The organism is Variovorax sp. GW821-FHT09D05 (assembly GCF_059416325.1).
In genome coordinates, this window is record NZ_JBWKOZ010000009.1 from 345,611 (window position 1) to 368,861 (window position 23,251).

Below are 23,251 nucleotides of genomic sequence, written 5' to 3' on the forward strand. Positions count from 1 at the left end.
CGCCAGGGGTTCCTTCAGGGGTTTGGAGTGAGGATGTCCTGCAGGCGCTGGACCAGCGTGCTGCATTGCTCGCGCGTGCCGATGCTGATGCGCAGGTACTGCGCGATGCGCGGCTGTTTGAAATGCCGCACCAGCACCGCACGCTCGCGCAGCAGGGCCGCCAGTTCGGCAGCGTCGCGCTGCGGATGGCGTGCGAAGACGAAATTGGCCTGCGACGGCAGCACCTCGAAGCCCAGGTCTTCGAGCTGCAGGCCGAGGCCCTCCCGGGTGTCGACGATCTTGTCGCGGGTGCTGCGAAACCAGTCTTCGTCTTCGAGCGCGGCGACGGCGCCGGCCGAGGCCAGCCGGTCGAGCGGGTACGAGTTGAAGCTGTCCTTGACGCGCACCAGCGCGTCGATGAGGTGCGCCTGGCCGCAGGCAAAGCCGACCCGCAGGCCAGCCAGCGAACGCGACTTGGACAGGGTCTGCACCACGAGCAGGTTCGGGTGCTTGTCGATCAGCGGCAACGCACTCTCGCCACCGAAATCGACGTATGCCTCGTCGACCAGCACCACGCGATCGGGGCAGGCTTCGAGCAGTTGCTCGATGCGCGACAGCGGCAGGCCGATGCCGGTCGGCGCGTTCGGATTCGCGATGACGATGCCTGCGCAACCTTGGCGGGCACGCGCTGCAAGGGCGTCGACATCGATGCGCAGGCCCTCGTCCACCGGCTGCTGCTCGCAGACGATGCCGTACAACTGCGCGTAGACCTTGTAGAAGCTGTAGCTCACGTCGGGCATCAGCAGCGGCTCGGCCTGCTGGAAGAACGCGAAGAAGGCGTGCGCGAGCACTTCGTCCGAGCCGTTGCCCGCGAACACTTCGTCGACCCGCAGGCCATGCCGCCGCGCTACGGCTTCACGCAGCGCGAGCGAGGTGGGGTCGGGATAGCGCTCCAGGCCGTTCTCGGCCGCACGCCGGATGGCCTCGATGGCGACTGGCGACGGCGGATACGGGTTCTCGTTGGTGTTGAGCTTGACAAGGTTCGCGATGCGCGGCTGCTCGCCGGGCACGTAGGGTTCGAGCGCGCCGATGCGCGGGCTCCAGAAGGCCGGCACGGGATGTGTCATGGTTCGTTCGCCGCTTCGCTCAACCGAGCAGGCGAGCCAGGGTGAGCAAGGCCAGCAGCACCATCCACATCACGACCGAGCGCCAGACCAGACCCACCACACTGCGCAGGTGGCCGGGCTCGGGCTCGCGCCCCGGCGTGCTGCCGGTGTCGGTGCGACGGCCGTCGGCCAGCGATTCGCCGGCCTGGGCGCGCGGCAGCGGGTCGGTGACCGGAATCGGGCGCAGCGAACCACCGCCCAGGCGCACGTTGACCGCACCCGACGTGGCCGCGAGGATCACACCGTCGTTCTCATTGGGGAAACGCTGTGCGTCATTGCGCCAGCAATCGATCGCTTCCTCGAAGCTGCCGACCACCGCGAAACCCAGCGCCGTGATGCGCGCGGGCAGCCAGTCGATCATGTGCCAGGCGCGATCCGCGGCCTGTTGCACCGAAACACTCGACGGCTGCACGGCAGCGCCGTTCTTGTGCGCCCAGTAGCGCGAGACGAACTCGCTCATGCGATAGAACACTGCGCCCGCAGGCCCAAGACCGATGGCCGCAATGATCGAGAACCACGCGAGCACGCCGAACACATGGCGATGCGCTGCGATCACCGAATGCTCGATCACGTGGCGCACGATCTCGCTGCGCGGCAGGTTGGCCGCATCAACGCCCTGCCAATGCGCGAGCAGCGAGCGCGCGAGCGGCTCGTCGCCTTCGTCGAGCGCGTCGCGGATGTCGGTGAAGTGATGGCTGAACTGCCGGAAGCCCAGCGTGACGTAGAGCACCGCAATGCTCCAGAGCACCGCGAACGGCAGGCCGAGCGTGAGCACCAGCAGCCAGTGCACACCCAGCGCGCCGAGCGTGGGCACGAACACCGCGAGGCCCCAAGCGATCCATCCGTGATGCGGCTTGCCCGCGTCGAAGTTGCGGCTGGTCCAGCGTGTCCACGCCAGCACCGCGCCGTACACGGGGTTGTGCGGGCCCAGGGGCCGCACCTGTTCGATCAGCAGCGCGCACAGGATGGCAAAAAAGCTCATCCTTCGATGATAGCGAGAGCGCCTGAAGGTTCAGGCCATCTTCATTCGAGCCGCGGATTCAGTCAGGCCGCGAGGAAACGATAGAGATTGCGCAGCATGCCCGCGGTCGCGCCCCACACGAAGCGCTCGTCGGGCCCGTCCTGGTAGGGCATCGAGTACCACTGGCGCCGGGTGCCATCGGGCGCGGGCACGGTGTGGTGGCGGTGATTGGCCGGGTCCATCAGCCATGCGAGCGGCACCTCGAAGGCTTGCGCGACCTCATAAGGATTGATGGTGAGCTCGAAGTCAGGTTGCACCAGCGCAACCACCGGCGTCACGATGAATGAGGTCACCGTCGTGTAGGTCGGCAGGTTGCCCAGAACCTCGATGTATTGCGCCGAGAGGCCGACCTCCTCCCAGGCCTCGCGCAAAGCGGCAGCCGCGATGTTGGCGTCCTCCGGGTCGACGCGGCCACCGGGAAACGCAACCTGCCCCGAATGCGTCGACAGATTCGAGGTCCGCTCGGTCAGCAGCACGGTCGCGCCCTGGGGGCGTTGCACGATCGGCACCAGCACCGCAGCCTGCGCGGGAACGCGGTCGGTCATCCGCGGATCACGCCGCAGCTCCGGCGTCCAGGCAGGCGGTGTCGCGAAGCGCGTCCGCAATGCCTGTGCCGTCAGCTGCACGGCCGACACCGCCGGCAATCCCTCGACTCCTCCGGCCACAAACGGCACTTTGCGCGGGTCGAACTGCAGCAGCGTGGGCGGCGCCACGGCGTTGACGGGTTCGACGGATACGGCCTGCGGAGGAATGGATGAGTTGGTCAAGAGATGAAACGTACCTGAGGCGGAGGAAAGAAAGAAGTAGAGCGGAAAAAAGGAAGGTTGTCGCTGAGCGGGGGCAACAATGCAAAAAGCCGCCAGAGCGGCGGCTTTTTTGCACGACAGGCGAGCTGCTTACTTGGCAGCCGCTGCAGCCGTCGACTTGCTCGGCAGCTTTTCCTTGATGCGTGCCGAACGGCCGCTGCGGTCGCGCAGGTAGTACAGCTTGGCGCGGCGCACATCGCCACGGCGCTTGACTTCGATACCGGCGATCAGCGGGCTGTAGGTCTGGAACGTACGCTCCACGCCTTCGCCGCTGGAGATCTTGCGCACGGTGAAGCCGCTGTTGAGGCCACGGTTGCGCTTGGCGATCACAACGCCTTCGTAGGCCTGCACGCGCTTGCGGGTGCCTTCGACGACGTTCACGCTGACGATGACCGTGTCACCGGGCATGAAATCGGGGATGGTCTTGCCGAGACGGGAGATTTCTTCCTGCTCGAGGGTCTGGATGAGGTTCATGATTTCCTGAAAGTCGATCGTGTCGGGCTACACAAAAGGCGCCTTGGGCTTTCACGGGATGACCGGGAAAAGACCGGGCGCGGCCGGGCAGAGGATCGGGGAACCGAGGATTATAGCTTTTTTTTCAGCGCGGCCTCATCGGCTTTGCCAAGACGACCCGCCGCGCGGGCGGCGTCGATCAGGTCGGGGCGCCGTGCGGCCGTGATGACCAACCGCTGGTCACGCCGCCAGCGCTCGATCTGGGCGTGGTGACCCGAGAGCAGCGGCGCCGGCACGCCCTGCCCGTTCCACTGTTCGGGCCGCGTGTAGTGCGGACAGTCGAGCAGACCGTCGAGCGCGGGATTGAAGCTGTCCTGCACGTGGCTGGCCTCGTCGCCGAGCACGCCCGGCTGCAGCCGGGCCACGGCATCGAGCAGCGCCATGGCTGCGATCTCGCCGCCGGAGAGAACAAAATCGCCGAGGCTGATCTGGTGAGTGACGCGCGCGTCGATGAAGCGCTGGTCGATGCCTTCGTAGCGGCCGCAGATCAGCACCGCGCCTTCGCTGGCCGACCACTTCTCGACCGCCTCATGGCGCAGCGCCTCCCCGATCGGAGAAAACAACACGACGGGCGCCTCTGCGCCGCGTGCAGCCAGCGCCGCATCAAGGCAGGCCGCCAACGGCTCCGCCATCATCACCATGCCTGGACCGCCGCCAAAGGGGCGATCGTCCACGCGCTTGTAATTGCCCTGCGCAAAATCGCGCGGATTCCAGAAGACGACTTCGACCTGCTTCGACTCGTAGGCACGGCGCGTCACGCCGCTGGCCATGAAAGGAGCGAACAGTTCAGGAAAAAGCGTGAGGACGTCGAAGCGCATGCGCGCAAGGTCCGGATCAGAAATCGGGTTGCCAGTCGACCGTGATGAGACGGCCGGCCAGGTCGACCTTGTCGACGAAGACCGAGACGAAGGGCACCATGCGCTCGATGGCCTTGCCGTCTTCTTCGGCGGTGAGCACCAGCGTGGTCTGCGGGCCGGTTGCGAGCAGCTCGCGCACGGTGCCGAGCACCACGCCTTCGCGGTTGACCACCGACAGGCCGATCAGGTCGACCCAGTAGTACTCGTCGTCGCCGGCCGTAGGAAAGCTCGAGCGCGGCACGAACACGCGCGCACCGCGCAGCGCCTCGGCCGCATTGCGGTCGGGCACGTCCTCGGATGTGGCGACGATGCAGTCGGAATGTTCTTTGGCCTCGCGGATCGCGAGCCGGAAAGCGGTGCTTGCCGAGGCTCCGGGAGCCTGCAGGAACCAGCGCTTGGAAGAAAAAAGCGCCTCGGGCTGGGCGCTGTGGGGCAGGACCTTGAACCAGCCCTTGATGCCCCAGGCATCGGCGATGCGCCCTACTTCAATCGCATCCGCCGGCAATTCGGCGGTTTCGAGTGCGGGCAGCATCGCCGTGCGGACGGCTTAGGCCGCCGCCTTGGGAGCTGCCGAGGCGGCTTGACGGATCAGGCGCAGAACGGTGGGCGAAGCTTGTGCGCCGACGCTCTTCCAGTAGGCCAGGCGGTCCTGGGCGATACGGATGCTTTCTTCGTTTTCCTTGGCGGTCGGGTTGTAGAAACCCAGGCGCTCGATGAAACGGCCATCGCGGCGAACGCGCTTGTCCGACACGACGATGTTGAAGAACGGACGGCCTTTGGAGCCGCCGCGGGAGAGTCGAATGACGACCATGATTTATCCTTGGGTGGTCAGCAGGCCTTATGGATGAAGAAGAGGCCCGCTCACAATGTTCTTCCAGCGTCGAGACACGCGACATGGCCACCCGGCCAGCGACACGCTGAAAAGCCCGCGATTATAGCCCGACCCGCGTTTTCTCCGAATTCCGGCCTTGCGCCACCCGTTTCCACCGCATGCCCCTCACCATCCGCCCCAGCCGCGACGAAGACGTCGAGGCCATCGCCGCCATCTACGCCCACCACGTGCTGCACGGCACCGGCACCTTCGAAACGGAGCCTCCTTCCCCCGCCGACATGGCCGCCCGCCGGGCCGACGTACTGGGCAAGAACCTGCCGTATCTGGTTGCCGAAGAAAATGGCGAAGTGTTGGGTTTTGCCTACTGCAACTGGTTCAAGCCGCGCCCGGCCTACCGTTTTTCGGCCGAAGACTCGATCTACATGTCGGAGTCAGCACGCGGCAAGGGTCTGGGCGCCAAGCTGCTGGCAGCGCTGTCGCAGGCTGCCGAGGCGGCCGGTGTGCGCAAGCTGATCGCGGTGATCGGCGATTCGGCCAACGCCGGCTCCGTCGGCGTGCACCGCAGCCAGGGCTTCACGCACGTGGGCGTGCTGAAAGACTGCGGCTGGAAGTTCGGCGAATGGCGTGATGTCGTATTGATGGAAAAAGTGCTCGGCGAAGGCAGCACCACCAAACCCGAATGAAAAACAAGACTGTTGCCGCCTGGCTCTCCTTCCTCGGCGGCCCGCTCGGCTTGCACCGCTTCTACCTGCGCGGCATGGGCGACTTGCTCGGCTGGCTGCTGCCCATTCCCACGGCGCTGGGCATCTACGGCATCGAGCGCGTGCGCATGTACGGCGTGGACGACGGCGTTAGCTGGGCGCTGATCCCGCTGCTGGGCTTCACCATCGCAGGCTGCGCGTTGATGGCCATCATCTATGGCCTCATGACGCCCGAGAAGTGGAATGCCCGCTTCAACGCCAGCGCGCCGGCCGACGCGGAACCCGGCCGCACGAACTGGTTCACCATCGGTGCCGTCGTGCTCTCGCTCTTCTTCGGCAGCACGATCCTGATGGCCAGCATCGTGTTCAGCTTCCAGCGCTACTTCGAGCACCAGGTCGAAGAGGGCCGGAAGATCTCGCAGTAGCCGTCAGAACAGCTGGATGCTGATCCAGTAGGCAATCGCCGCCACGAACGCCGAGGCCGGGATCGTGAAGATCCACGCCCACACGATGTTCCCCGCCACGCCCCAGCGCACCGCGCTCGCGCGCTGCGTCGAGCCGACACCGACGATGGCGCCCGTGATGGTGTGCGTGGTCGACACCGGAATGCCCAGCGCCGTCGCCAGGAACAGCGTCAGCGCCCCGCCCGTCTCGGCGCAGAAGCCGCCCACGGGCTTGAGCTTGGTGATCTTCTGGCCCATCGTCTTCACGATGCGCCAGCCGCCGAACATCGTGCCCAGCGCGATCGCGGCGTAGCAGCTCACGATGGTCCAGGTCGGCGGGCTCGCGTCGCCGGCATTGGCATAGCCGGTGGCGATCAGCAGCATCCAGATGATGCCGATGGTCTTCTGCGCATCGTTGCCGCCATGGCCCAGGCTGTAGGCGCCGGCCGAAACAAGCTGCAGCCGGCGGAACCAGCGGTCCACGCGCGACGGCGTGGCGCGCCGGAAGCCCCAGGCCACCACGACCATCATCATCGAACCCAGCAGGAAGCCCAGCAGCGGCGACACGAAGATGAAGGCCACCGTCTTCCAGATGCCCGAGGCCACCAGGCCACTGGTACCGGTCTTGGAGATCACCGCGCCCACGATGCCACCGATCAGCGCGTGCGACGAGCTGCTCGGAATGCCGTAGTACCAGGTCACGAGGTTCCAGCTGATGGCGCCGACGAGCGCACCGAACACCACGTGCACGTCGACCACCCCCGGCTGGGCGATGCCCTTGCCCACGGTGGCGGCCACGCTCAAATGGAAGATGAAGATCGCGATCAGGTTGAAGAAGGCCGCAAACACGACGGCCTGCCCCGGCTTGAGAACCCCGGTGGACACCACCGTCGCAATCGAATTGGCGGCGTCGTGGAACCCGTTCATGAAGTCGAACAGGATCGCCAGCGCGACCAGCACTATCACCACCCAGAGGGCGACCTGAACCGTTGCCATCAGCGCTGCCCGCTCAGGAATTCTCGAGGACGATGCCCTCGATCACGTTGGCCACGTCCTCGCACTTGTCGGTGATCGTCTCGAGCAGCTCGTAGATCGCCTTGAGCTTGATCACCTCGCGCACGTCGGGCTCTTCGCGGAACAGCTTGCTCATGGCGCTGCGCATCACGCGGTCGGCGTCCGATTCGAGGCGGTCGATTTCCTCGCAGGTCTTCAGCGTGGCCTCGGCCACGGCCGGGTCGGCGATCTTGCCCAGGAACTTGACGGCGTCCTTCAGGCGGTCGCAGCACTTCACGCTCAGTGCCGTGAGGCGAACGATCTCGTCGGTCATGTGGCGCACGTCGTACAGCGCCATGGTCTCGGCCGAGTCCTGGATCAGGTCGGCCACGTCGTCCATCGTGTTGATGAGCTTGTGGATCTGCTCGCGGTCGATGGGCGTGATGAAGGTCTTGTGGATCAGCCGGTTGACGTCGTGCGTCACGCGGTCGGCGGCGCGCTCGGCGTTGTCGACGTCGCGGTTGTACTGCTCGCGCAGATGCACGTCGCTGTAGTTGGCAACGAGCTGCTCGAAGGCCCTCGCCGCCTCCACGATGCGCTCGGCGTGCTGGTTGAACATCTCGAAGAAATTGCCCTCGCGGGGCAGCAGCTTGCCGAACATGAAAACTCCAGGGGAGCGCCAATCACAGTTTCATGACGCCTTGATGAAAAACCGGCGAAGTTTAACGGGCGCGCGGCCCCTGCCCGGCCCGGCCGGCTTTTCGGGGCCGCCGGCCCCCCCTCAATTCAGGCTGGCAAGCGCAGCACCGGCAGGTGCCAGCCGCCGTAGATTCCGCCCAGGCGGAGCGCCACGATCAGCAGCACGCCGGCGTGAAAGGCCCAGCGCCGCGGCGTTCCAGCCGCCTGCAGCAGAAGGTAGGCCGCGATGCCCGCGATGGCGGCCGAGCCGTAGATGCCGCTGCTCAGCAGCAGCGGAACGCGGGCGGTGAACACATCGCGCAGCAGCCCGCCGGCCGCACCGGTCATGGTGCCGACCAGCAGCACGATGACGGCCGGCAGGCGCCGCTCCTCGGCCACCTGCGCACCGGTGATGGCGAACAGGCCGAGCCCCAGGGCGTCGGCAACGGCCAGCGCATGCTCCGGCACTGGCAACAGGTGCACCCAGACGATGGTGAGCGCCGCAGCCGCGAGGATCACGTAGACATACCGGGTGTCGCGGATCCAGAACACCGGATGGCGGTCGAGCAGCAGGTCGCGCAGCGTGCCGCCGCCCACCGCGGTGACCGAAGCGATCACCACCACGCCCAGCCAGTCGAGGCCCGCATGGCCGGCCCCCAGCGCCCCACTGACCGCGAAGACCGCCACGCCGGCGAGATCGAGGACGTAGAGCAGCACAGCCTTCAGACGATGCGCTTGACCACCTGGCCCGTAACGCGCGCCAGCGCCGCGCGCGGCACCTTGTCGGGCGCGATTTCGGCGAGCGGCTTCAGCACGAAGGCGCGCTCGCGCATGCGGGGGTGCGGCAAGGTCAGCGTGGGCGTGTCGATCACCGAGTTGCCGTGCATCAGCAAATCGAGATCGAGCGTGCGCGGCGCGTTGGGAAACGGCCTTTCGCGGCCGGCCAGCGCCTCCAGGCGCTGCAACGCCACGAGCAACTGCTCGGCATCCAGGCCGGTGCGCACCGCCACCACGGCGTTGATGAAATCGGGGCCTTCGGCATCCACCGGCTCACTGCGATAGAGCGACGAACGGGCCGTCACCACGGTTCGCTGAAGCGCGCCGATGTCGGCCATGGCGGCCTTCACGGCTGCCTCGGCATCGCCCAGGTTGGCGCCGATGGCGATGAAAGCCTGTGCCGTGGGGTAGTCCTCCCGCGGGCCGCGCGGGCTGCGCGAAGGAGCACGGGTGGGCGCGCGGCGCGCGGGCGGTCCGCTCTTGGCGCCTGCAGACGGTGGCTTGGCACCACCGCCCGCACGCGGCGGTGCAGCCTTGGCCTTGGGGCCTGGCTTGCCGTCCTTCGGCCGGTTGGGCGTGCTCATGCGCCTCCGGCGCTCCCGCCGCCCCCACCACCAGCACCGCCACCACCTCCGGTGCGGGGCTTGCGGCGACGCCGGCGCTTGCGCGGTACCGCCTCGCCATCGGGCGGCACGGCGCCGGCTTCTACTTCAACCTCTTCGACTTCGTCGTCCTGCTCCGAATCGGGGGCCTGGCTCTTGCGCGCAGCCGGTTCACCGCCGCGCGGCTTCGGCGCCGGGGTTTCGCGCACCCGCACGCGCTGACGCACCTTCTGCTCCTCACGCACCTGCTCCAGCAGGTCCTGGCGGCGCACGTCGTCGGCGGTGCTGAATTCCTGCCACCACTCGGCAATCGCCTCGCTCACCTCGCCCACGTCGGCGCGCAGGCGCATGAAGTCGAAGGCGGCGCGGAAACGCGCCTGCTCGACCAGGCTGTAGGGCGTGGATCCGGTGCGCTTGTCGAAGCGCGGCTGCATCATCCAGATCTCGCGCATGTCGGCGGCCAGCTTGCCGCGGCCCGAGACATCGCCGATGCGGGCGTTGAACACATCGTCGATGGCGTCCTGCAGCGCCGGGAACGGCGGCTGCGGGCGCTGGCCGTGGCGGCCTTCCTGGCGCTGGGCCCAGCCGTCGCGCACGTCGGCCCACAGCACGCAGGCCAGCAGGAAGCTGGGCGCCACGGGCTTGCCTTCGCCCACGCGGCGGTCGGTGTCCTGCAGGGCGGCCTTCACGAAGGGCTGGTCGGCGCGCTCCACCACCACGTCGAGCAACGGATAGATGCCGCGGGCGAGGCCGAGCTTGTTCAGCTGCTCGACGGTCGCAATCGCGTGGCCGGTCTGCAGCAGCTTGAGCATTTCGTCGAACAGGCGACTTTGCGGCACGTCAGCCAGCAGCTTGCTCGATTCGACCAGCGGGGCCGCCGTCTTGGCTTCCATCTTGAAGCCCAGGGCCGCGAGCTTGGCCGAGAAGCGGATGGCGCGAATGATGCGCACCGGGTCTTCACGGTAGCGCGTGGCCGGGTCGCCGATCATGCGCAGCGTGAGCTTCTGGGCGTCCTTGATGCCGTTGTGATAGTCGACCACGACCTGGTTGGCCGGGTCGTAGTACATGGCGTTGACGGTGAAGTCGCGGCGCGCCGCGTCTTCTTCCTGCGGGCCCCAGACGTTGTCGCGCAGCACGCGGCCGCTGGCGTCCACGGCGTGCTTCATGCTGGCAAGCTCGCCCTTGCTGGTGCGCTCGTTGCCCGCCACCTGCTCGGCCGCGGCGTTGTCCATGTAGGCGCGGAAGGTCGAGACCTCGATCACCTCGTGCTCGCGCCCACGGCCGTACACCACGTGCACGATGCGAAAGCGCCGCCCGATGATGAATGCACGGCGAAACAGCGACTTGACCTGCTCGGGCGTGGCATTGGTGGCCACGTCGAAGTCCTTGGGTCGCAGCCCCAGCAGCAGGTCGCGCACCGCGCCACCCACCACGTACGCCTCGTAGCCGGCCTGCTGCAGTGTGGTGACCACGTTCTTCGCGCGTTCGTCGACCAGGGCCGGATCGATCTTGTGAACCTCTGCCGGCACCTCCTGGCGCTTGCCGAAGCGGCTCTTGCCCTGCGTGCCGCCGGCGGTCTTGCCGAGCAGCTTGTCGATGAATTTCTTGATCATTATTGGTTGAAAGCCTAGTTCGCTCTTTTATTCGTTCTCGAGCATGGAGCGGATCAGCGGAATGGTGATCGCGCGTTGCGTCTGCAGGGCATAGCCGTCGAGCTGTGTGAGCAGCTCCATCAGGCTGCCGAGGTCGCGGCTGAATCGGTGCAGCATGTAGTCGAGCACGTCGTCGGACAGCATCACGCCGCGCGCATCGGCGGCCTGGCGCAGCACCGCGCGGCGTTCGCTTTCGCTCAGCACCTGCAAGTGGAACACGTGGCCCCAGCCGAGGCGGGTGCGCAGGTCTTCGCGCAGCGGCAGGTCGGCCGGCGGCAAGGCGCCAGCGGCGACCACGCCACGCTGCAGGGTCTGGGCGTTGACGAACCAGTTGAAGGCCGCGTGCTGCTGCACGGCGGTGTAGAGGTGCACATCGTCGAGCAGGACGGCGCCCCAGCGCTCGTCGAACTCGGGCGGCTCCAGCAGGCCGGCGTGCAGCCAGCCCACGCTGGCGCCCTGCTCGCGCAGTGCGACACGCACCGATTCGAGCAGATGGCTCTTGCCGCTGCCGCCTTCGCCCCACAGATAGGTTGGCACCGGCGAGTGCAGCGCGGGGCTGCCGGCGCCGCCCACCCACACTTGCAGGTGCCGCAGCGCCGCCTCGTTGGGGCCGGCAAAAAAGGCGTCGAAGCTGGGGCCCGTCGCAATGCCGATATCGAGCGCGAGCTGTTTCATCCCGGGAAGGTTCATGGAGGGGGCCGCGAGGGCCCTTAAAATCGTGAGGAATTCTATCGGCCCGGCCACCATGGTTACCGGCGCCGCCTTCCGCTCCTACTCTTCGCGTCCTTCCTGACCTCGACCACCCATGACTTCCCCTACGCCCACTCCTCTCAGCTACAAGGATGCCGGTGTCGACATCGATGCCGGCGACGCGCTGGTCGACCGCATCAAGCCCCTGGCCAAGAAGACCATGCGCGAAGGAGTGCTGGCCGGCATCGGCGGCTTCGGCGCCCTGTTCGAGGTGCCCAAGCGCTACAAGGAGCCGGTGCTGGTGAGCGGCACCGACGGCGTGGGCACCAAGCTCAAGCTGGCCTTCGAATGGAACATGCACGACACGGTCGGCATCGACCTGGTGGCAATGAGCGTCAACGACGTGCTGGTGCAGGGCGCCGAGCCCCTCTTCTTCCTCGACTACTTCGCCTGCGGCAAGCTGGACGTGGACACGGCCGCTGCCGTGGTCGGCGGCATCGCCCGCGGCTGCGAACTGTCGGGTTGCGCTCTCATTGGCGGCGAAACCGCCGAAATGCCCGGCATGTACCCGGCCGGCGAGTACGACCTGGCGGGCTTTGCGGTCGGCGCGGTCGAAAAGTCGAAGATCCTCACGGGCCAGAACGTCAAGCCCGGCGACGTGGTGCTGGGCCTGGCCTCGGCCGGCGTGCACTCCAACGGTTTCAGCCTGGTGCGCAAGGTGATCGAACGCGCCGGGGCCGACCTGCCCGCCACCCTCGACGGCAAGCCCTTCCGCGAAGCCGTGATGGAGCCCACCCACCTCTACGTGAAGCCGGTGCTCGAAGCGCTGGACAAGCACCCGATCAAGGCGCTGGCCCACATCACCGGCGGCGGCCTGCTCGAGAACATCCCGCGCGTGCTGCCCGAAGGCACCGCCGCCCACCTCAAGAAGGGCAGCTGGCCGCAGACCGAGCTGTTCGCCTGGCTGCAGAAGGTGGCCGGCATCGACGACATCGAGATGAACCGCACCTTCAACAACGGCATCGGCATGGTGGTCGTGATCGACGCGGCTGAAGCCGCCGCCTGCGCCGCTACGCTGCGCGCCGCTGGCGAATCGGTGCACGAGATCGGCGTGATCGCCGAGCGCGGCGAAGGCGCCGCGGTAGTCGTCGGCTGAGCGCCGGCTGCCCATCCACAATGTCCTGAACAGAGCACGCGACGCACCGGATGGCCAAGAAGCCACAACCCATCAGCCCCGCCGTGACAACGGCCCCCGTCCACCGCCCGGCCGCCTCGCGCGGCGTGATGATCGCAAGCTACCTGCTGATGCTGGCCGCGTTGCTGCTGGTGATGTGGGAGCACCTGCTGCCGGGGCTGCTGTGCGTCTGCATCGGCTTCCTGGCCACGCGGTGGTTCGCACGGGTGCTGAGTGCGGGCATGCGGCGCATTCCGGCACTCGGCGGCCAGCGCGCCGATGGCTGGGCCGGCGTGCTGGCCGTCATCCTCGTGCTGGTGGGGCCGATCGCGCTGATCACGCTGCTGCTGTCGCAGGCCCGCGAATACATCGTCGACGCGCCTGACCAGTACCGCGAACTGCTCGACTACACGGCGCGCACGGTGCTGGAGCTGCGCTCCAAGCTGCCGGTCGAGATCGCTGTCTACCTGCCCGAGGGCGCGGCCGAGGTGCAGCGGGTGATCGCCAATTACCTGCGCGCGCAGGCCGGCTCGCTGGCCGTGGCTGGGCGCGCCTGGCTGCACGGCATTCTCTTTTCGTACGTGGGCCTGATCGTGGGCGGCCTGGCCGCCGTGGCGCACGCGCCGCTGCGCCGCCTGCCGCTGGCCGACCAGCTACACCAGCGCGTGCGGACCTTCGGCGAAGCCTTCGGCCAGATCGTGGCCGCCCAGTTCTGGATCGCGGCCTTCAACACGCTGCTCACGGCGATCTTTCTGCTGTTCATCATGCCGACGTGGGGGGCTCACCTTCCGTACACGCCGGCGCTCATCACCCTCACCTTCCTGGCGGGGCTGGTGCCGATCGTGGGCAACCTGGTCTGCAACTCGGTGATCACGCTGGTGGGGCTGTCGGTGTCGCCGGTCACGGCGGCGGCGTGCCTGATCTTCCTGATCGTGATCCACAAGGCCGAGTACGTCATCAACGCCAAGGTGGTCGGTGCACGCACGCAGATGAGCGTGTGGGAGCTGCTGGCTGTGATGTTCGTGGCCGAGGCGGTGTTCGGGCCAGCCGGGCTGGTGGCGGCGCCGCTGTACTACGCGTACCTGAAGAAAGAGCTGCAGGCGGCATCGCTGGTCTGAGGCAACCGTCGGGCAGCAATGTCCTGATCTGATCGGTTTTGGTCCGGCCGCGAGCGGACTGCGGGCTGGCAAGGCAGAAGAATAGGCGGCATCATCCACTTTGCCTCTGCGAGCCCCGCCATGAAAACCTGTCTGATTGTGATCGACGCCCAGGAATCGTTCCGCCAGCGCGCGTACTGGTCCGAGAGCCAGGCCACTCCCTACTTCGCCGCGCAGAACGCGCTGATCGAAGGCTGCGCCGCCGCCGGCGTGCCGATCGCGCGGGTCTTTCACACCGACGAGCCCTCCGATGCGAGCAACCCGTTTGCCGTCGAATCGGGCCACGTGCGCCCCATCGGCGGGCTTGCCGACTTTGCCGCAGCAGCCACCTTCACCAAGCACCGCCACAGCGCGCTGGTCAACAGCGGGCTGGACATCTGGCTCACGCAGAACGGCATCGGCCGGCTGATCGTGAGCGGCATCCGCACCGAGCAGTGCTGCGAAACCACAACCCGCCACGCCTCGGACCTGGGCTGGGAGGTCGACTACGTGACCGACGCCACGCTCACCTTCGACATGGTGCAGCCGAACGGCCAGCCGCTTTCAGCCGCCGACATCAAGGCCCGCACCGCCACCGTGCTGCAGGGCCGCTTCGCCACCGTCTGCACCGTGGCGCAGGCGCTCGAGCGGGCCGTGGCGTGAGCGGCATGAGCTTGCGCGTGCTCATCCTCGCCTTCGACGGCGTCGAAGCGCTGGACTTCGCCGGCCCCTTCGAAGTGCTCACCACCGCGAGCCGGGTCAGCCAGCGGATGCAGCCGGGCACCGCGGCGCCGTTCGATGTCGCATCGGTGGCCCACGTTGCACACGGCCAGCCCGTGCAGGCGCGCGCCGGTCTGCAGCTGCTGGCCAACCACACGCTGGCCGACAGCCCGAAGGCCGACGTGCTGATCGTTCCCGGCGGCGTGGTCGACGCGCCGATGGCCAGCCCCGACACCCTGCGCTGGATCGCCCACAGCGCAGCCGGTGCGCAGGTCGTCGCCTCGGTCTGCACCGGCGCCTTCCTGCTGGCCGAAAGCGGCGTGATCACGAACGACACCGTCACCACCCACTGGGAAGACATCGCCGACCTGCGCGAGCGCTTTCCTTCGCTCGACGTGCGCGACGGAGTGCGCTGGGTCGACAACGGCCGCATCGTCAGCTCCGCGGGCATCAGCGCCGGCATCGACATGAGCCTGCACCTCGTCGAGCGGCTGGCCGGACGCGAACTGGCCGAGCGCACCGCGCGCCAGATGGACTACGCATGGACCCGCAACCCCGGCCACGACCCATCCGCGTAGTCTTCGTCCTCCTGCCCGGCAGCATCGTGCTCGACTGGGCCGGCCCGGCCGAGGCGCTGCGCATCGCCAACCAGCGGCTGCGCGCAATGGGCCAGCCCGAGCGTTTTGCCATCGAGTTCGCGAGCCCCCGGCCGACGACGATGGGCTCGGTCGGCGTCGCGCTGGCCGGGCTTTCGCCCTTGCCGACGCAGTGGGACGGCCCCGGCTGGATCGTGCTGGTCGGCCTGCCCGGCGACACCATCGCCATCGACAACCCCGAGACGCAAGACCTGCTGCACTGGCTGCGCGGCCTGCGCTTCGAACGCGACCGGCTGGAGCTGCTGACGATCTGCGCCGGCGCGGTGCTGGCCGCGCATGCCGGTGCGCTGGCGGGCCGGCGCGCCACCACGCACCACCAGCACCTCGACGAACTTCGTGCCGTGGAGCCGCGCTGCGACGTGGTCAGCAACCGCGTGTTCGTGATCGATCCGCCGCTGTACAGCAGCGCGGGCGTGACGACCGGCATCGACCTCGTCCTGCACCGCATCGCCGGGCTGTGCGGCGAAGCGCTCGCAGCGCAGGTCGCGCAGACCATGGTGGTGGCGCTGCGCCGCGGCCCGCACGACCCGGAGCTGTCGCCCTTTCTCGCTTACCGCAACCACCTGCATGCCGCGCTGCATCGCGTGCAGGACGCGGTCAGCGAACAGCCACAGGCGGACTGGAGCGTGCCGCGCATGGCCGAGGTGGGGCACACCTCGGCGCGGCATCTCACGCGGCTGTTCGTCGAGCATGCGGGCGTGGCGCCGCTGGCCTATCTGCGGCGGCTGCGGCTCGCAGCTGCGCAACTCGCGCTGGCCTCGGGCGCGAGCGTGACGCGGGCGGCGGAGCAATCGGGCTTCGGCTCGGACACCCAACTGCGCCGCGCGTGGCACCAGTTCGGGTTGCCGGGCTCGCCTTCGGAGGCGGGCTCGGCTTTCAAGGCCTAAAAACGCTCAGTGCCAGACGCCGACGGGCGCCGGCCCGGGCACGCGCAGCAGCCTGTCGTCGCCGATCTCCAGCAGCCGGTTGGCCGCATAGCTGTTCTGCGAGTCGGGCTCCAGCGCCGCGCTGACCAGCGGCGACAGCGGCTGCGCCAGCGACACGTAGAAGCTCCCCGGCTGCACCACCGCGCGACCGGCCCGCGGCCGCACGCGGAAGGCGCGGATCGCCTCGCCGTCCTCGATGGCGCCGCGCGCATCCTGCCGCTGGCCGTCGGTCTGCGACAGGATCTCGTAGCGCTCCACCTGCCAGGGCGCCGCGCTGTCGATGCGCTCCACGCGCACGCCCAGCATCTGCAGGCGCTGCACGGCCGTGGTCTCGCTGGCCGCGAGCAGATAGCCGCACGGGCGCGGGCGCGCGTTGGCAATCTTGAGCGGCTCGGCGGCGCGCCATTCGACGTCGACGGTCTTGTCTTCCCCGGTCTTCGCATCGAGGAATTCGAGGCGCTGCCGCGTCGGCGTCTGCCAGGCCTCAACCACGAGATCGCCATGACAGGCCTGCGCCTTGGCGCGCTGGCCAGCCTGCGCGGTGAGCTGCATCAGCGCCGGCCCCTGCTTCGCGGCCGTCTCGATGACGGTGGTGGCGGCCAGTACCTGCGTGTGCACGCGGCGCGCAAAGTGCGCACGCCCGAGCCCCACGCCGCGCACTTCGAGCAGCAGGCTCACGGCCTGGCGCAGCGCGCTCACGTTGCGTCCGGTGTCGGGCTGCACGCCGCCCATCGACACGGTGCGGTCTTCGCTCTTGCCGCCGGAGGTGGTGTGGTACTTGAAGCCCTGCAAGCCGGCCTGCGTGAATGCGGCCTGGATGGCGTCGACATAGTCGCGCTGCGCGCTCAGGGCGATGGCGGAGTCGAGATTGCCCACGGTGGCAGGCTGCAGCAGGCCGTCGTACTTCATGACCGCGCCGAACTTCTCGATCCAGCGGCCGCCGACGGTGAACTCGTGCAGGTCGAGCACCACCTGCGGCTGGTAGCGCAAGGTGGCGGCCGCGAGCATGCGCGCCTCGGGGGTGCGCAGCAGCAGGTGGTCGCGATTCACGTCGATGCCGTTGGCGGTGACGCGGGTGAAGCGCTCGGCGCCGTCCGGGTTGCCGCGCGGCACCAGCACCAGGTTCACCTTCTTCAGCAGCGCGGCGCCGGGCTCGCTGGCGAACTGCTGCGCCAATGCCAACACCGCTTCGCCACCGGCCGGCTCGTTGCCGTGCTGCTGGCCGATCACCATCACGGTAGGCCGCGCGGGATCGATTCGCCCCTGGTCGGCCAGCACCACCAGTGGCATTTCGCGTCCCTGCTGCGTCAGGCCCAGGCGCTCGACGCGAACGTTCGGCGACTGGCGCGCAAGGTCGCTCAGGAAGGCCAGCACCTCGACGTGCGAGGGAAAGTCGGTGCGCCCGGCACGAAAGCCCGGCGTGGCGTAGCTCACCGGCGGATTGGGGAAACGCGCGGCGATGGCCTGCGGCTCGACCCACGCCTTGGCGGGGTCGAACTGGGCCTGGGCCGAAAGGGCTGGCAGCAGGGCCAGGCAGGAAACGCACAGGAGGCGGAGGGAGGGGGTGCGCAGCATGGCGCGCATTTTCTCCCGGCACCGGCCGCGCGGGCCAGCGCAGCTTCAGCCGGCGTTCAGCTCACCCGGCGGGGCCATCGAGGAGGCAGGCCCGCGCACGCGCGAGCAGCAGGGCCCGCTCGCGCGTGTTGCGCGTGAGCGCTGCGGCGCGGTCGAATTCCTTGCGCGCCTCATCGCGGCGGCCTAGCTTGAAGAGCAGATCGCCGCGCACGGTCGGCAGCAGGTGGTAGCCCTTCAGCGAGGGCTCGTCCATGAGCGCATCGACCACCTCCAGCCCCGTCGCCGGCCCGAAGGCCATCGACAACGCGACCGCCCGGTTGAGCTCGACGATGGGCGATGGCGTGAGTTCGGCCAGCGCGTCGTAGAGCGCCGCAATGCGGCCCCAGTCGGTTTCGTCGGCGGTGCGCGCGCGGCCGTGGCAGGCGGCGATGGCGGCCTGCAGCGCATAGGGGCCTAGCGCGCCGCCGAGTGCTTCAGCACGCGCGAGCGCCGCAAGGCCGCGACGGACCAGCATCTGGTCCCAGCGCGCGCGGTTCTGTTCGAGCAGCAGCACCGGCTCGCCGGAAGGCCCCATGCGCGCGGCGGTGCGCGAGGCCTGGATTTCCATCAGCGCCACGAGGCCGTGCACCTCCGCCTCCTTCGGCACCAGCTCGGCCACGATGCGGCCCAGGCGCAGGGCCTCGTCGCACAGCGTGGGGCGCATCCAGTCGTCGCCGGCGGTGGCCGAGTAGCCTTCATTGAAGACCAGGTAGATCACTTCGAGCACCGAGGCGAGCCGGGCTTCGAGCTCGTGCCGGCGCGGTACCTCGAAGGGCACGCGCGCCTCGGCCAGCGTGCGCTTGGCGCGCACGATGCGCTGCGCCACGGTGGCCTCGGGCACGAGAAAGGCGCGCGCGATTTCATCGGTGGTGAGGCCGCCCATCAGCCGCAGCGTGAGCGCCACGCGAGCCTCGGTCGACAGCACCGGGTGGCAGGCGGTGAACACCAGCCGCAGCAGGTCGTCGCCAATGTCGTCGTCCAGCGCGGCATCGATCGCCTCGGCGAAATCGTCCTGTGCCATTTCGTGCTGCGCGTCGATCTCGCGGCCGATTTCGCCGGCCTTGTGCTCGGCCAGCTGCAGGTGGCGCAGGCGGTCGAGCGCGCGGCGTTTGGCCACTGCCGTGAGCCAGGCCGCGGGGTTGTCGGGCACGCCGGATTCGCTCCATTGCTCGAGGGCCGAGACCAGCGCGTCCTGGGCCAGCTCTTCAGCCAGGCCCACGTCGCGCACCATGCGCGCGACGGTGGCGATGATCTTCGCGGACTCCATGCGCCACACCGCCTCGATGGTGCGGTGGATGGCGGCGACGTCCGCGCGGCCCTCTTCCCTGATCACAGCTTTACGGCTCGGTCTTCTTGACCGTCTGCATCGACGCGAACTCGCTGGTCAGCGCCTGCACATCGGGCGGGTAGTCGCCGATTTCCTGGATCTGGCGCACCTCGATGACTTCGTTGTCGGAGCCGGGGCAGCGGGCAGCCCATTCGATGGCGGCGGCGCGCGAGGGCACGTCGATGACCCAGAAGCCGCCGAGCACTTCCTTGGCCTCGGCGAAGGGGCCGTCGACGATCTTGGGCTTCTTGTCCTTGAAGCTCACGCGCGCGCCCATCGAGGGCGGATGCAGGCCGTCGCAGCTGATCAGCACGCCGGCTTTCTGCATCGATTCGTTGTAGGCCATCATGGCCGACACCGCATCGACGTCTTCGGGGATGGTGCCGGGCGCGGCGGTTTCGTAGCCGTGGGGAATCATCAGCAGCATGAATCGCATGGTGGATCTCCTTGGGTTCGATTCGGTTGCGGCTGCTTCAGCTGCCGGCCTTCGCGCGGGCCTCGGTCTCGGCGCGCAGGCGGTCTTCCTGGGCGAGCAGCTCGGGCGTCATCGAATCGCCGAAGTCGGCGGCCTCGAACACCTGGCGAATCTCGATCTCGCCTTCCTGGAAAGGGCTGCGCTTGATCCACTCGATGGCTTCTTCCTTTGACTTGACCTGGAACAGCCAGAAACCAGCCAGCAGCTCCTTGGTTTCGACGAAGGGGCCGTCGATGACGGTGCGCTTGGTCGGGCCTTCGCAGCGCACGCGCACGCCCTTGGAGCTGGGGTGCAGGCCTTCGCCCGCCAGCAGCACGCCGGCCTTGACCAGTTCCTCGTTGAACTTGCCCATGGCGGTGAGTATCTCGGTGCTGGGCATCACGCCGGCTTCGGAATCGGCGTTGGCCTTGACCAGAATCATGAATCGCATGTCGTTTCTCCTGAAGGTTGATGAGACTGGGAGCGGCTGACGAATGAAATTTGCCTGCTCCTGTTCACACGTCGGACGAGCGGAAGACGGATCGACACGATCGCATCGATCTATTTGTAATTTTGTGTTTCTTAAATTGAGGCTTCAGGGCAGGTAGCCGCAGAAGCGCAGCACGTGGCCGTCGGGCTCCCGGATCGCGAATTCGCGCAGTCCCCAGGGCTGGGAGGTTGGCGGCTCGATGACCGTCACGCCGCGCTTCACGTAGGCGGCGTGCAGGCCGTCGATGTCCTTGCCCACGTGGATCACGATTTCGCCGCGCCAGGGCTTGGCCTCGCGCGAGTTGCATTGCCACAGCCTCAGGTAGACCGGGTCGCCGTAGCTGCGGTCGCCCTTCTTCACCCGGGCGTAGCTGGGCGGCTCCCCCGCGATGAAGTCGAGCTCGAAGCCCAGCACGTCGCGAAACCAGCGCGCGGCGCGCGACACGTCCGACACCGGCAGCACCGGCTGCACGCCGTGGAATTCATGCAGGGTGCCCAGGTCGGGCGCCGGGCTCACACCGGCCTTGGTGTTCATTTCAGCTGGCCATTCGGCGCAACATGGCGACGCGCTCGGCGATCGCGTCGATGTCTAGGGCGTCCTCGGCCTTCCCCAGATAGGTTTCCAGGTCGCGCACGGCCTGCGCCGTGTTGCCCTGCTCGGCGTGCGCGATGCCGCGATCGCGGTACTCGCCCCAGGCACTGGGCAGCAGGGCGATCAGGCGGTCCTGCACGGCGATGACGCGCTGCCAGTCTTCCTGCGCATGGTGCACTTCCTTCAGGTTGCGCAGCATGCGCGCGATGATTTCGCGCGGGCTTGCGGGCTGCAGGTACAGGCCCAGCGGCACGTCGAAATCGCCGACCAGGCCATTGCTGCGCTTGTAGGGTTCGAGCCGCTCGCCGAGTTCCTCGCGCGACAGCGACTTGCCGGTGAAAGGATCGATCACCACCTGCCCCTTGGGCAGCGTCACCTTGAGCATGAAATGCCCCGGAAACCCGATGCCGCGTGCCTGCAGGCCCAGGCCCTGCGCCAGTTCCATCCACAGCACGGCCAGCGAGATCGGAATGCCGCGGCGGGTGCGCAGCACGGCGTTCAGGTAGCTGTTGTCGGGGTCGTAGTAGTCGTTGACGTTGCCGCCGAAGCTCAGGTCATTGAAGAAGAACTGGTTCAGGGCGCGCAGGCGGGCCAGCGGTGCGGCGTCGGCCGGCAGGCGGCGCTTCAGGCGGGCCAGGAGCTGGTCTACATCGCCAAGCACCTGCTGAACGTCGAGATCGGGGTATTCGTCCTGCGCCAGGCTGGCGGCAGCTTCGAGCAACGGAAATTGATCGTCGCTGCGAACCAGCGATTCGAAATACTCCAGTGCGGTAGGAACCTGAAAGCTGAACGTCATGTGTCTTTGTAGAGGAGCATTCAGGGAGCGTCAAGGCGGAACACGTGCGTATTGCCAACGCCCTGCGCGCGGGCTTCAGCGGCGCAGGAAGCTGCGCAACCGCACGCCGACGGCCGCCAGCACGGCGAAATAGAGCAGCGCCGAGCCGGCGATCAGCGCAGCGAGCAGGCCGATGCGCAGCAGGCGCTGCTCGCGCAGGCCGACCCAGTCGAAATGGCCCGAGCCCCAGAACAGCAGGCCGGCCAGCACCAGCGTGCCCGCCAGCACCTGCAGCGCGAACTTGCCCCAACCCGGTTCGGGCTTGTAGCTGCCGCGGCGCATCAGGCCGACAAGCAGCCAGGTCGAATTGACCAGCGCGCCGATGGCGATGGTCAGGGTCAGCGCTGCGTGCTGCAGCACCGGCACCAGGAAGATATTGAGCACCTGCGTCAGCACCAGCACGCCCACGGCAATGAGCATCGGCGTGCGCGTGTCGTGCTTTGCGTAGTAGCCGGGCGCGAGCACCTTCACGGCCACGATGCCGACCAGCCCGACGCCGTAGCCCATCAGCGCCAGGGTCGTGCGGCCTACGTCCTCGCCGGTGTACGCGCCGTTGTGGAAGAGCACCGCCACCAGCGGCTTGGCGAACAGCAGCAGCGCGATGGCGCAAGGCGCCGAAAGCAGCACGACGAGGCGCAGGCCCCAGTCGAGCAGCGACGAATAGCGAGCGTCGTCCTTGGCGGCGCGGGCGCCGGCCAGCTGCGGCATCAGCACCACGCCGAGCGCGACGCCGAGCATGGCGGTGGGGAATTCCATCAGCCGGTCGGCGTTGGTGATCCAGGTGACGCTGCCCACTGCAAGGTGCGAGGCGATCTGCGTGTTGATGAGCAGCGAGATCTGCGCCACGCTCACGCCCAGCAGCGCGGGCAGCATCAGCTTGAGCACCTTGCGCGTGGCAGGGTCGGTCCATGCGGTCCGCAGCGCCCGGAAGCTCGCGCCGACACGCGGCATCAGCCCGAGCTTGCGCAGCGCCGGAATCTGCAGGGCCAGCTGCAGCACACCGCCCACCAGCACGCCCACGCACTGCGCATAGATCGGCTCGATGCCCCACCGGCGGAACAGCGGCGCCCCGACCACGATCGCCAAAATCAGCGCAATGTTGAGCAGCACCGGCGACGCCGCCGGCACCGCGAACTTGCGCCAAGTGTTGAGAATGCCGCCCGCCAGCGCCACCAGCGACATGAAGCCGATGTACGGGAACATCCAGCGCGTCATGATCACGGCCGGGTCGAAGCCGGGCAGTCCGCTCGCCATGGCCCAGACCAGCAGCGGCGCGCCGGCCACGCCGGCCACGCACACGACCAGCAGCGTCCAGGTGAGCAGCGTGGCGACATGGTCGATCAGCTGCCGGGCGCCCTCTTCCCCGTCTTCGGCCTTGCGCGCGGCCAGCACCGGCACGAAGGCCTGGCTGAAGGCGCCTTCGCCGAAGACCCGCCGGAACAGGTTGGGGATGCGAAATGCGACGTTGAAGGCGTCGGTCAGCGCGCTGACGCCGAAAACCGAGGCAAACAGCACGTCGCGCACAAGGCCCGTGATCCGCGAAGCGAGAGTCAGCAGGGAGACGGTGGAGGCGGATTTGAGCAGGGACACGGGGGCCGAGTGTAGGGCCCGCGAAGGT

Annotated in this window: 27 protein-coding genes; 7 read left to right on the plus strand and 20 right to left on the minus strand. The window is 68.0% G+C overall.

From position 1 onward, the window contains the following. Positions 1-14: 14 nt before the first annotated feature. The 7 genes from hisC to rpsP all read right to left on the minus strand — a co-directional run bounded on the left by hisC (position 15) and on the right by rpsP (position 5,153). Positions 15-1,106 carry a histidinol-phosphate transaminase gene (gene hisC / locus AC07O3_RS25230; protein ID WP_426391855.1) on the minus strand — a complete coding sequence of 364 codons (1,092 nt, stop codon included), beginning with the start codon at positions 1,104-1,106 and terminating at the stop codon, positions 15-17. Positions 1,107-1,125: 19 nt separating this feature from the next. Beyond that, positions 1,126-2,127, minus strand: a complete 1,002-nt coding sequence (locus AC07O3_RS25235; protein ID WP_093075510.1) for a CobD/CbiB family protein — start codon at positions 2,125-2,127, stop codon at positions 1,126-1,128. Positions 2,128-2,189: 62 nt separating this feature from the next. Then, positions 2,190-2,933: a CoA pyrophosphatase gene (locus AC07O3_RS25240; protein WP_495340602.1), complete on the minus strand. Its 744-nt coding sequence runs from the start codon at positions 2,931-2,933 to the stop codon at positions 2,190-2,192. A gap of 129 nt (positions 2,934-3,062) precedes the next feature. Then, positions 3,063-3,446: a 50S ribosomal protein L19 gene (rplS, locus tag AC07O3_RS25245; RefSeq protein WP_093172085.1), complete on the minus strand. Its 384-nt coding sequence runs from the start codon at positions 3,444-3,446 to the stop codon at positions 3,063-3,065. A gap of 110 nt (positions 3,447-3,556) precedes the next feature. Continuing rightward, a complete protein-coding gene (gene trmD, locus AC07O3_RS25250; RefSeq protein ID WP_495340603.1) occupies positions 3,557-4,303 on the minus strand; it encodes a tRNA (guanosine(37)-N1)-methyltransferase TrmD in 747 nt (248 codons plus the stop codon). A gap of 16 nt (positions 4,304-4,319) precedes the next feature. Continuing rightward, the gene (gene rimM, locus AC07O3_RS25255; RefSeq protein ID WP_495340604.1) at positions 4,320-4,874 is read right to left on the minus strand and encodes a ribosome maturation factor RimM; all 555 of its coding nucleotides are present in this window, start codon (positions 4,872-4,874) and stop codon (positions 4,320-4,322) included. Between the two features lie 15 nt (positions 4,875-4,889). Further along, a complete protein-coding gene (rpsP, locus tag AC07O3_RS25260; RefSeq protein ID WP_093049676.1) occupies positions 4,890-5,153 on the minus strand; it encodes a 30S ribosomal protein S16 in 264 nt (87 codons plus the stop codon). A gap of 179 nt (positions 5,154-5,332) precedes the next feature. Between rpsP and AC07O3_RS25265 the strand changes: the two genes are divergently transcribed. Together AC07O3_RS25265 and AC07O3_RS25270 are read left to right on the plus strand one after the other, a co-directional pair. Next, positions 5,333-5,857: a GNAT family N-acetyltransferase gene (locus AC07O3_RS25265; protein ID WP_093049672.1), complete on the plus strand. Its 525-nt coding sequence runs from the start codon at positions 5,333-5,335 to the stop codon at positions 5,855-5,857. Next, complete coding sequence (locus AC07O3_RS25270) at positions 5,854-6,300, plus strand: TM2 domain-containing protein (protein ID WP_093049669.1); 447 nt, start codon at positions 5,854-5,856, stop codon at positions 6,298-6,300. The genes AC07O3_RS25265 and AC07O3_RS25270 overlap by 4 nt, the downstream gene beginning before the upstream one ends. A gap of 3 nt (positions 6,301-6,303) precedes the next feature. Here AC07O3_RS25270 and AC07O3_RS25275 read toward each other — a convergent pair whose 3' ends face one another. From AC07O3_RS25275 to hda, 6 genes are all read right to left on the minus strand, one after another. After that, the gene (locus AC07O3_RS25275; RefSeq protein WP_093075515.1) at positions 6,304-7,314 is read right to left on the minus strand and encodes an inorganic phosphate transporter; all 1,011 of its coding nucleotides are present in this window, start codon (positions 7,312-7,314) and stop codon (positions 6,304-6,306) included. Between the two features lie 13 nt (positions 7,315-7,327). Beyond that, positions 7,328-7,972 (minus strand): DUF47 domain-containing protein, encoded by a 645-nt coding sequence (locus AC07O3_RS25280; RefSeq protein ID WP_012746613.1) that lies wholly within the window; start codon positions 7,970-7,972, stop codon positions 7,328-7,330. Between the two features lie 125 nt (positions 7,973-8,097). Then, entirely contained in the window at positions 8,098-8,706 is a 609-nt protein-coding gene (locus AC07O3_RS25285; RefSeq protein WP_093049662.1) for a trimeric intracellular cation channel family protein, read from the minus strand. 5 nt (positions 8,707-8,711) lie between these two features. After that, positions 8,712-9,350, minus strand: coding sequence for a 2-amino-4-hydroxy-6-hydroxymethyldihydropteridine diphosphokinase (gene folK / locus AC07O3_RS25290; RefSeq protein ID WP_093049659.1), 639 nt, complete (start codon positions 9,348-9,350; stop codon positions 8,712-8,714). Continuing rightward, on the minus strand, positions 9,347-10,981 hold the full coding sequence (gene pcnB / locus AC07O3_RS25295; RefSeq protein WP_097199762.1) for a polynucleotide adenylyltransferase PcnB: 1,635 nt from the start codon (positions 10,979-10,981) through the stop codon (positions 9,347-9,349). The genes folK and pcnB overlap by 4 nt, the downstream gene beginning before the upstream one ends. Before the next feature lie 27 nt (positions 10,982-11,008). Further along, positions 11,009-11,695: a DnaA regulatory inactivator Hda gene (gene hda / locus AC07O3_RS25300; RefSeq protein WP_305367572.1), complete on the minus strand. Its 687-nt coding sequence runs from the start codon at positions 11,693-11,695 to the stop codon at positions 11,009-11,011. A gap of 130 nt (positions 11,696-11,825) precedes the next feature. Here hda and purM point away from each other — a divergent pair, with 130 nt between their 5' ends. From purM to AC07O3_RS25325, 5 genes are all read left to right on the plus strand, one after another. After that, a complete protein-coding gene (purM, locus tag AC07O3_RS25305; protein ID WP_097199763.1) occupies positions 11,826-12,866 on the plus strand; it encodes a phosphoribosylformylglycinamidine cyclo-ligase in 1,041 nt (346 codons plus the stop codon). A gap of 50 nt (positions 12,867-12,916) precedes the next feature. Continuing rightward, positions 12,917-14,002, plus strand: coding sequence for an AI-2E family transporter (locus AC07O3_RS25310; RefSeq protein ID WP_176928696.1), 1,086 nt, complete (start codon positions 12,917-12,919; stop codon positions 14,000-14,002). A 120-nt stretch (positions 14,003-14,122) separates the two neighbouring features. Further along, positions 14,123-14,683 (plus strand): cysteine hydrolase family protein, encoded by a 561-nt coding sequence (locus AC07O3_RS25315; protein ID WP_093075520.1) that lies wholly within the window; start codon positions 14,123-14,125, stop codon positions 14,681-14,683. A 5-nt stretch (positions 14,684-14,688) separates the two neighbouring features. Beyond that, entirely contained in the window at positions 14,689-15,318 is a 630-nt protein-coding gene (locus tag AC07O3_RS25320) for a DJ-1/PfpI family protein (protein WP_495340605.1), read from the plus strand. Further along, positions 15,282-16,283, plus strand: a complete 1,002-nt coding sequence (locus AC07O3_RS25325) for a GlxA family transcriptional regulator (RefSeq protein WP_495340606.1) — start codon at positions 15,282-15,284, stop codon at positions 16,281-16,283. The genes AC07O3_RS25320 and AC07O3_RS25325 overlap by 37 nt, the downstream gene beginning before the upstream one ends. A gap of 6 nt (positions 16,284-16,289) precedes the next feature. On the opposite strand, the gene AC07O3_RS25330 is transcribed toward AC07O3_RS25325, so the two are convergent. From AC07O3_RS25330 to murJ, 7 genes are all read right to left on the minus strand, one after another. Continuing rightward, positions 16,290-17,897, minus strand: coding sequence for a M14 family zinc carboxypeptidase (locus tag AC07O3_RS25330; RefSeq protein ID WP_495340607.1), 1,608 nt, complete (start codon positions 17,895-17,897; stop codon positions 16,290-16,292). Positions 17,898-17,958: 61 nt separating this feature from the next. Further along, positions 17,959-19,203, minus strand: a complete 1,245-nt coding sequence (locus tag AC07O3_RS25335) for an RNA polymerase sigma factor (RefSeq protein WP_256328839.1) — start codon at positions 19,201-19,203, stop codon at positions 17,959-17,961. Positions 19,204-19,273: 70 nt separating this feature from the next. Further along, positions 19,274-19,699, minus strand: coding sequence for a YciI family protein (locus AC07O3_RS25340; protein ID WP_093049636.1), 426 nt, complete (start codon positions 19,697-19,699; stop codon positions 19,274-19,276). Positions 19,700-19,736: 37 nt separating this feature from the next. Continuing rightward, positions 19,737-20,168, minus strand: a complete 432-nt coding sequence (locus AC07O3_RS25345) for a YciI family protein (protein ID WP_495340608.1) — start codon at positions 20,166-20,168, stop codon at positions 19,737-19,739. 144 nt (positions 20,169-20,312) lie between these two features. Continuing rightward, positions 20,313-20,741, minus strand: coding sequence for a bleomycin resistance protein (locus AC07O3_RS25350; RefSeq protein ID WP_093049630.1), 429 nt, complete (start codon positions 20,739-20,741; stop codon positions 20,313-20,315). A 1-nt stretch (position 20,742) separates the two neighbouring features. Continuing rightward, the gene (locus AC07O3_RS25355) at positions 20,743-21,594 is read right to left on the minus strand and encodes a SirB1 family protein (protein ID WP_093049627.1); all 852 of its coding nucleotides are present in this window, start codon (positions 21,592-21,594) and stop codon (positions 20,743-20,745) included. A 75-nt stretch (positions 21,595-21,669) separates the two neighbouring features. Further along, positions 21,670-23,223, minus strand: coding sequence for a murein biosynthesis integral membrane protein MurJ (gene murJ / locus AC07O3_RS25360; protein ID WP_093049624.1), 1,554 nt, complete (start codon positions 23,221-23,223; stop codon positions 21,670-21,672). Between the last annotated feature and the right edge of the window lie 28 nt (positions 23,224-23,251).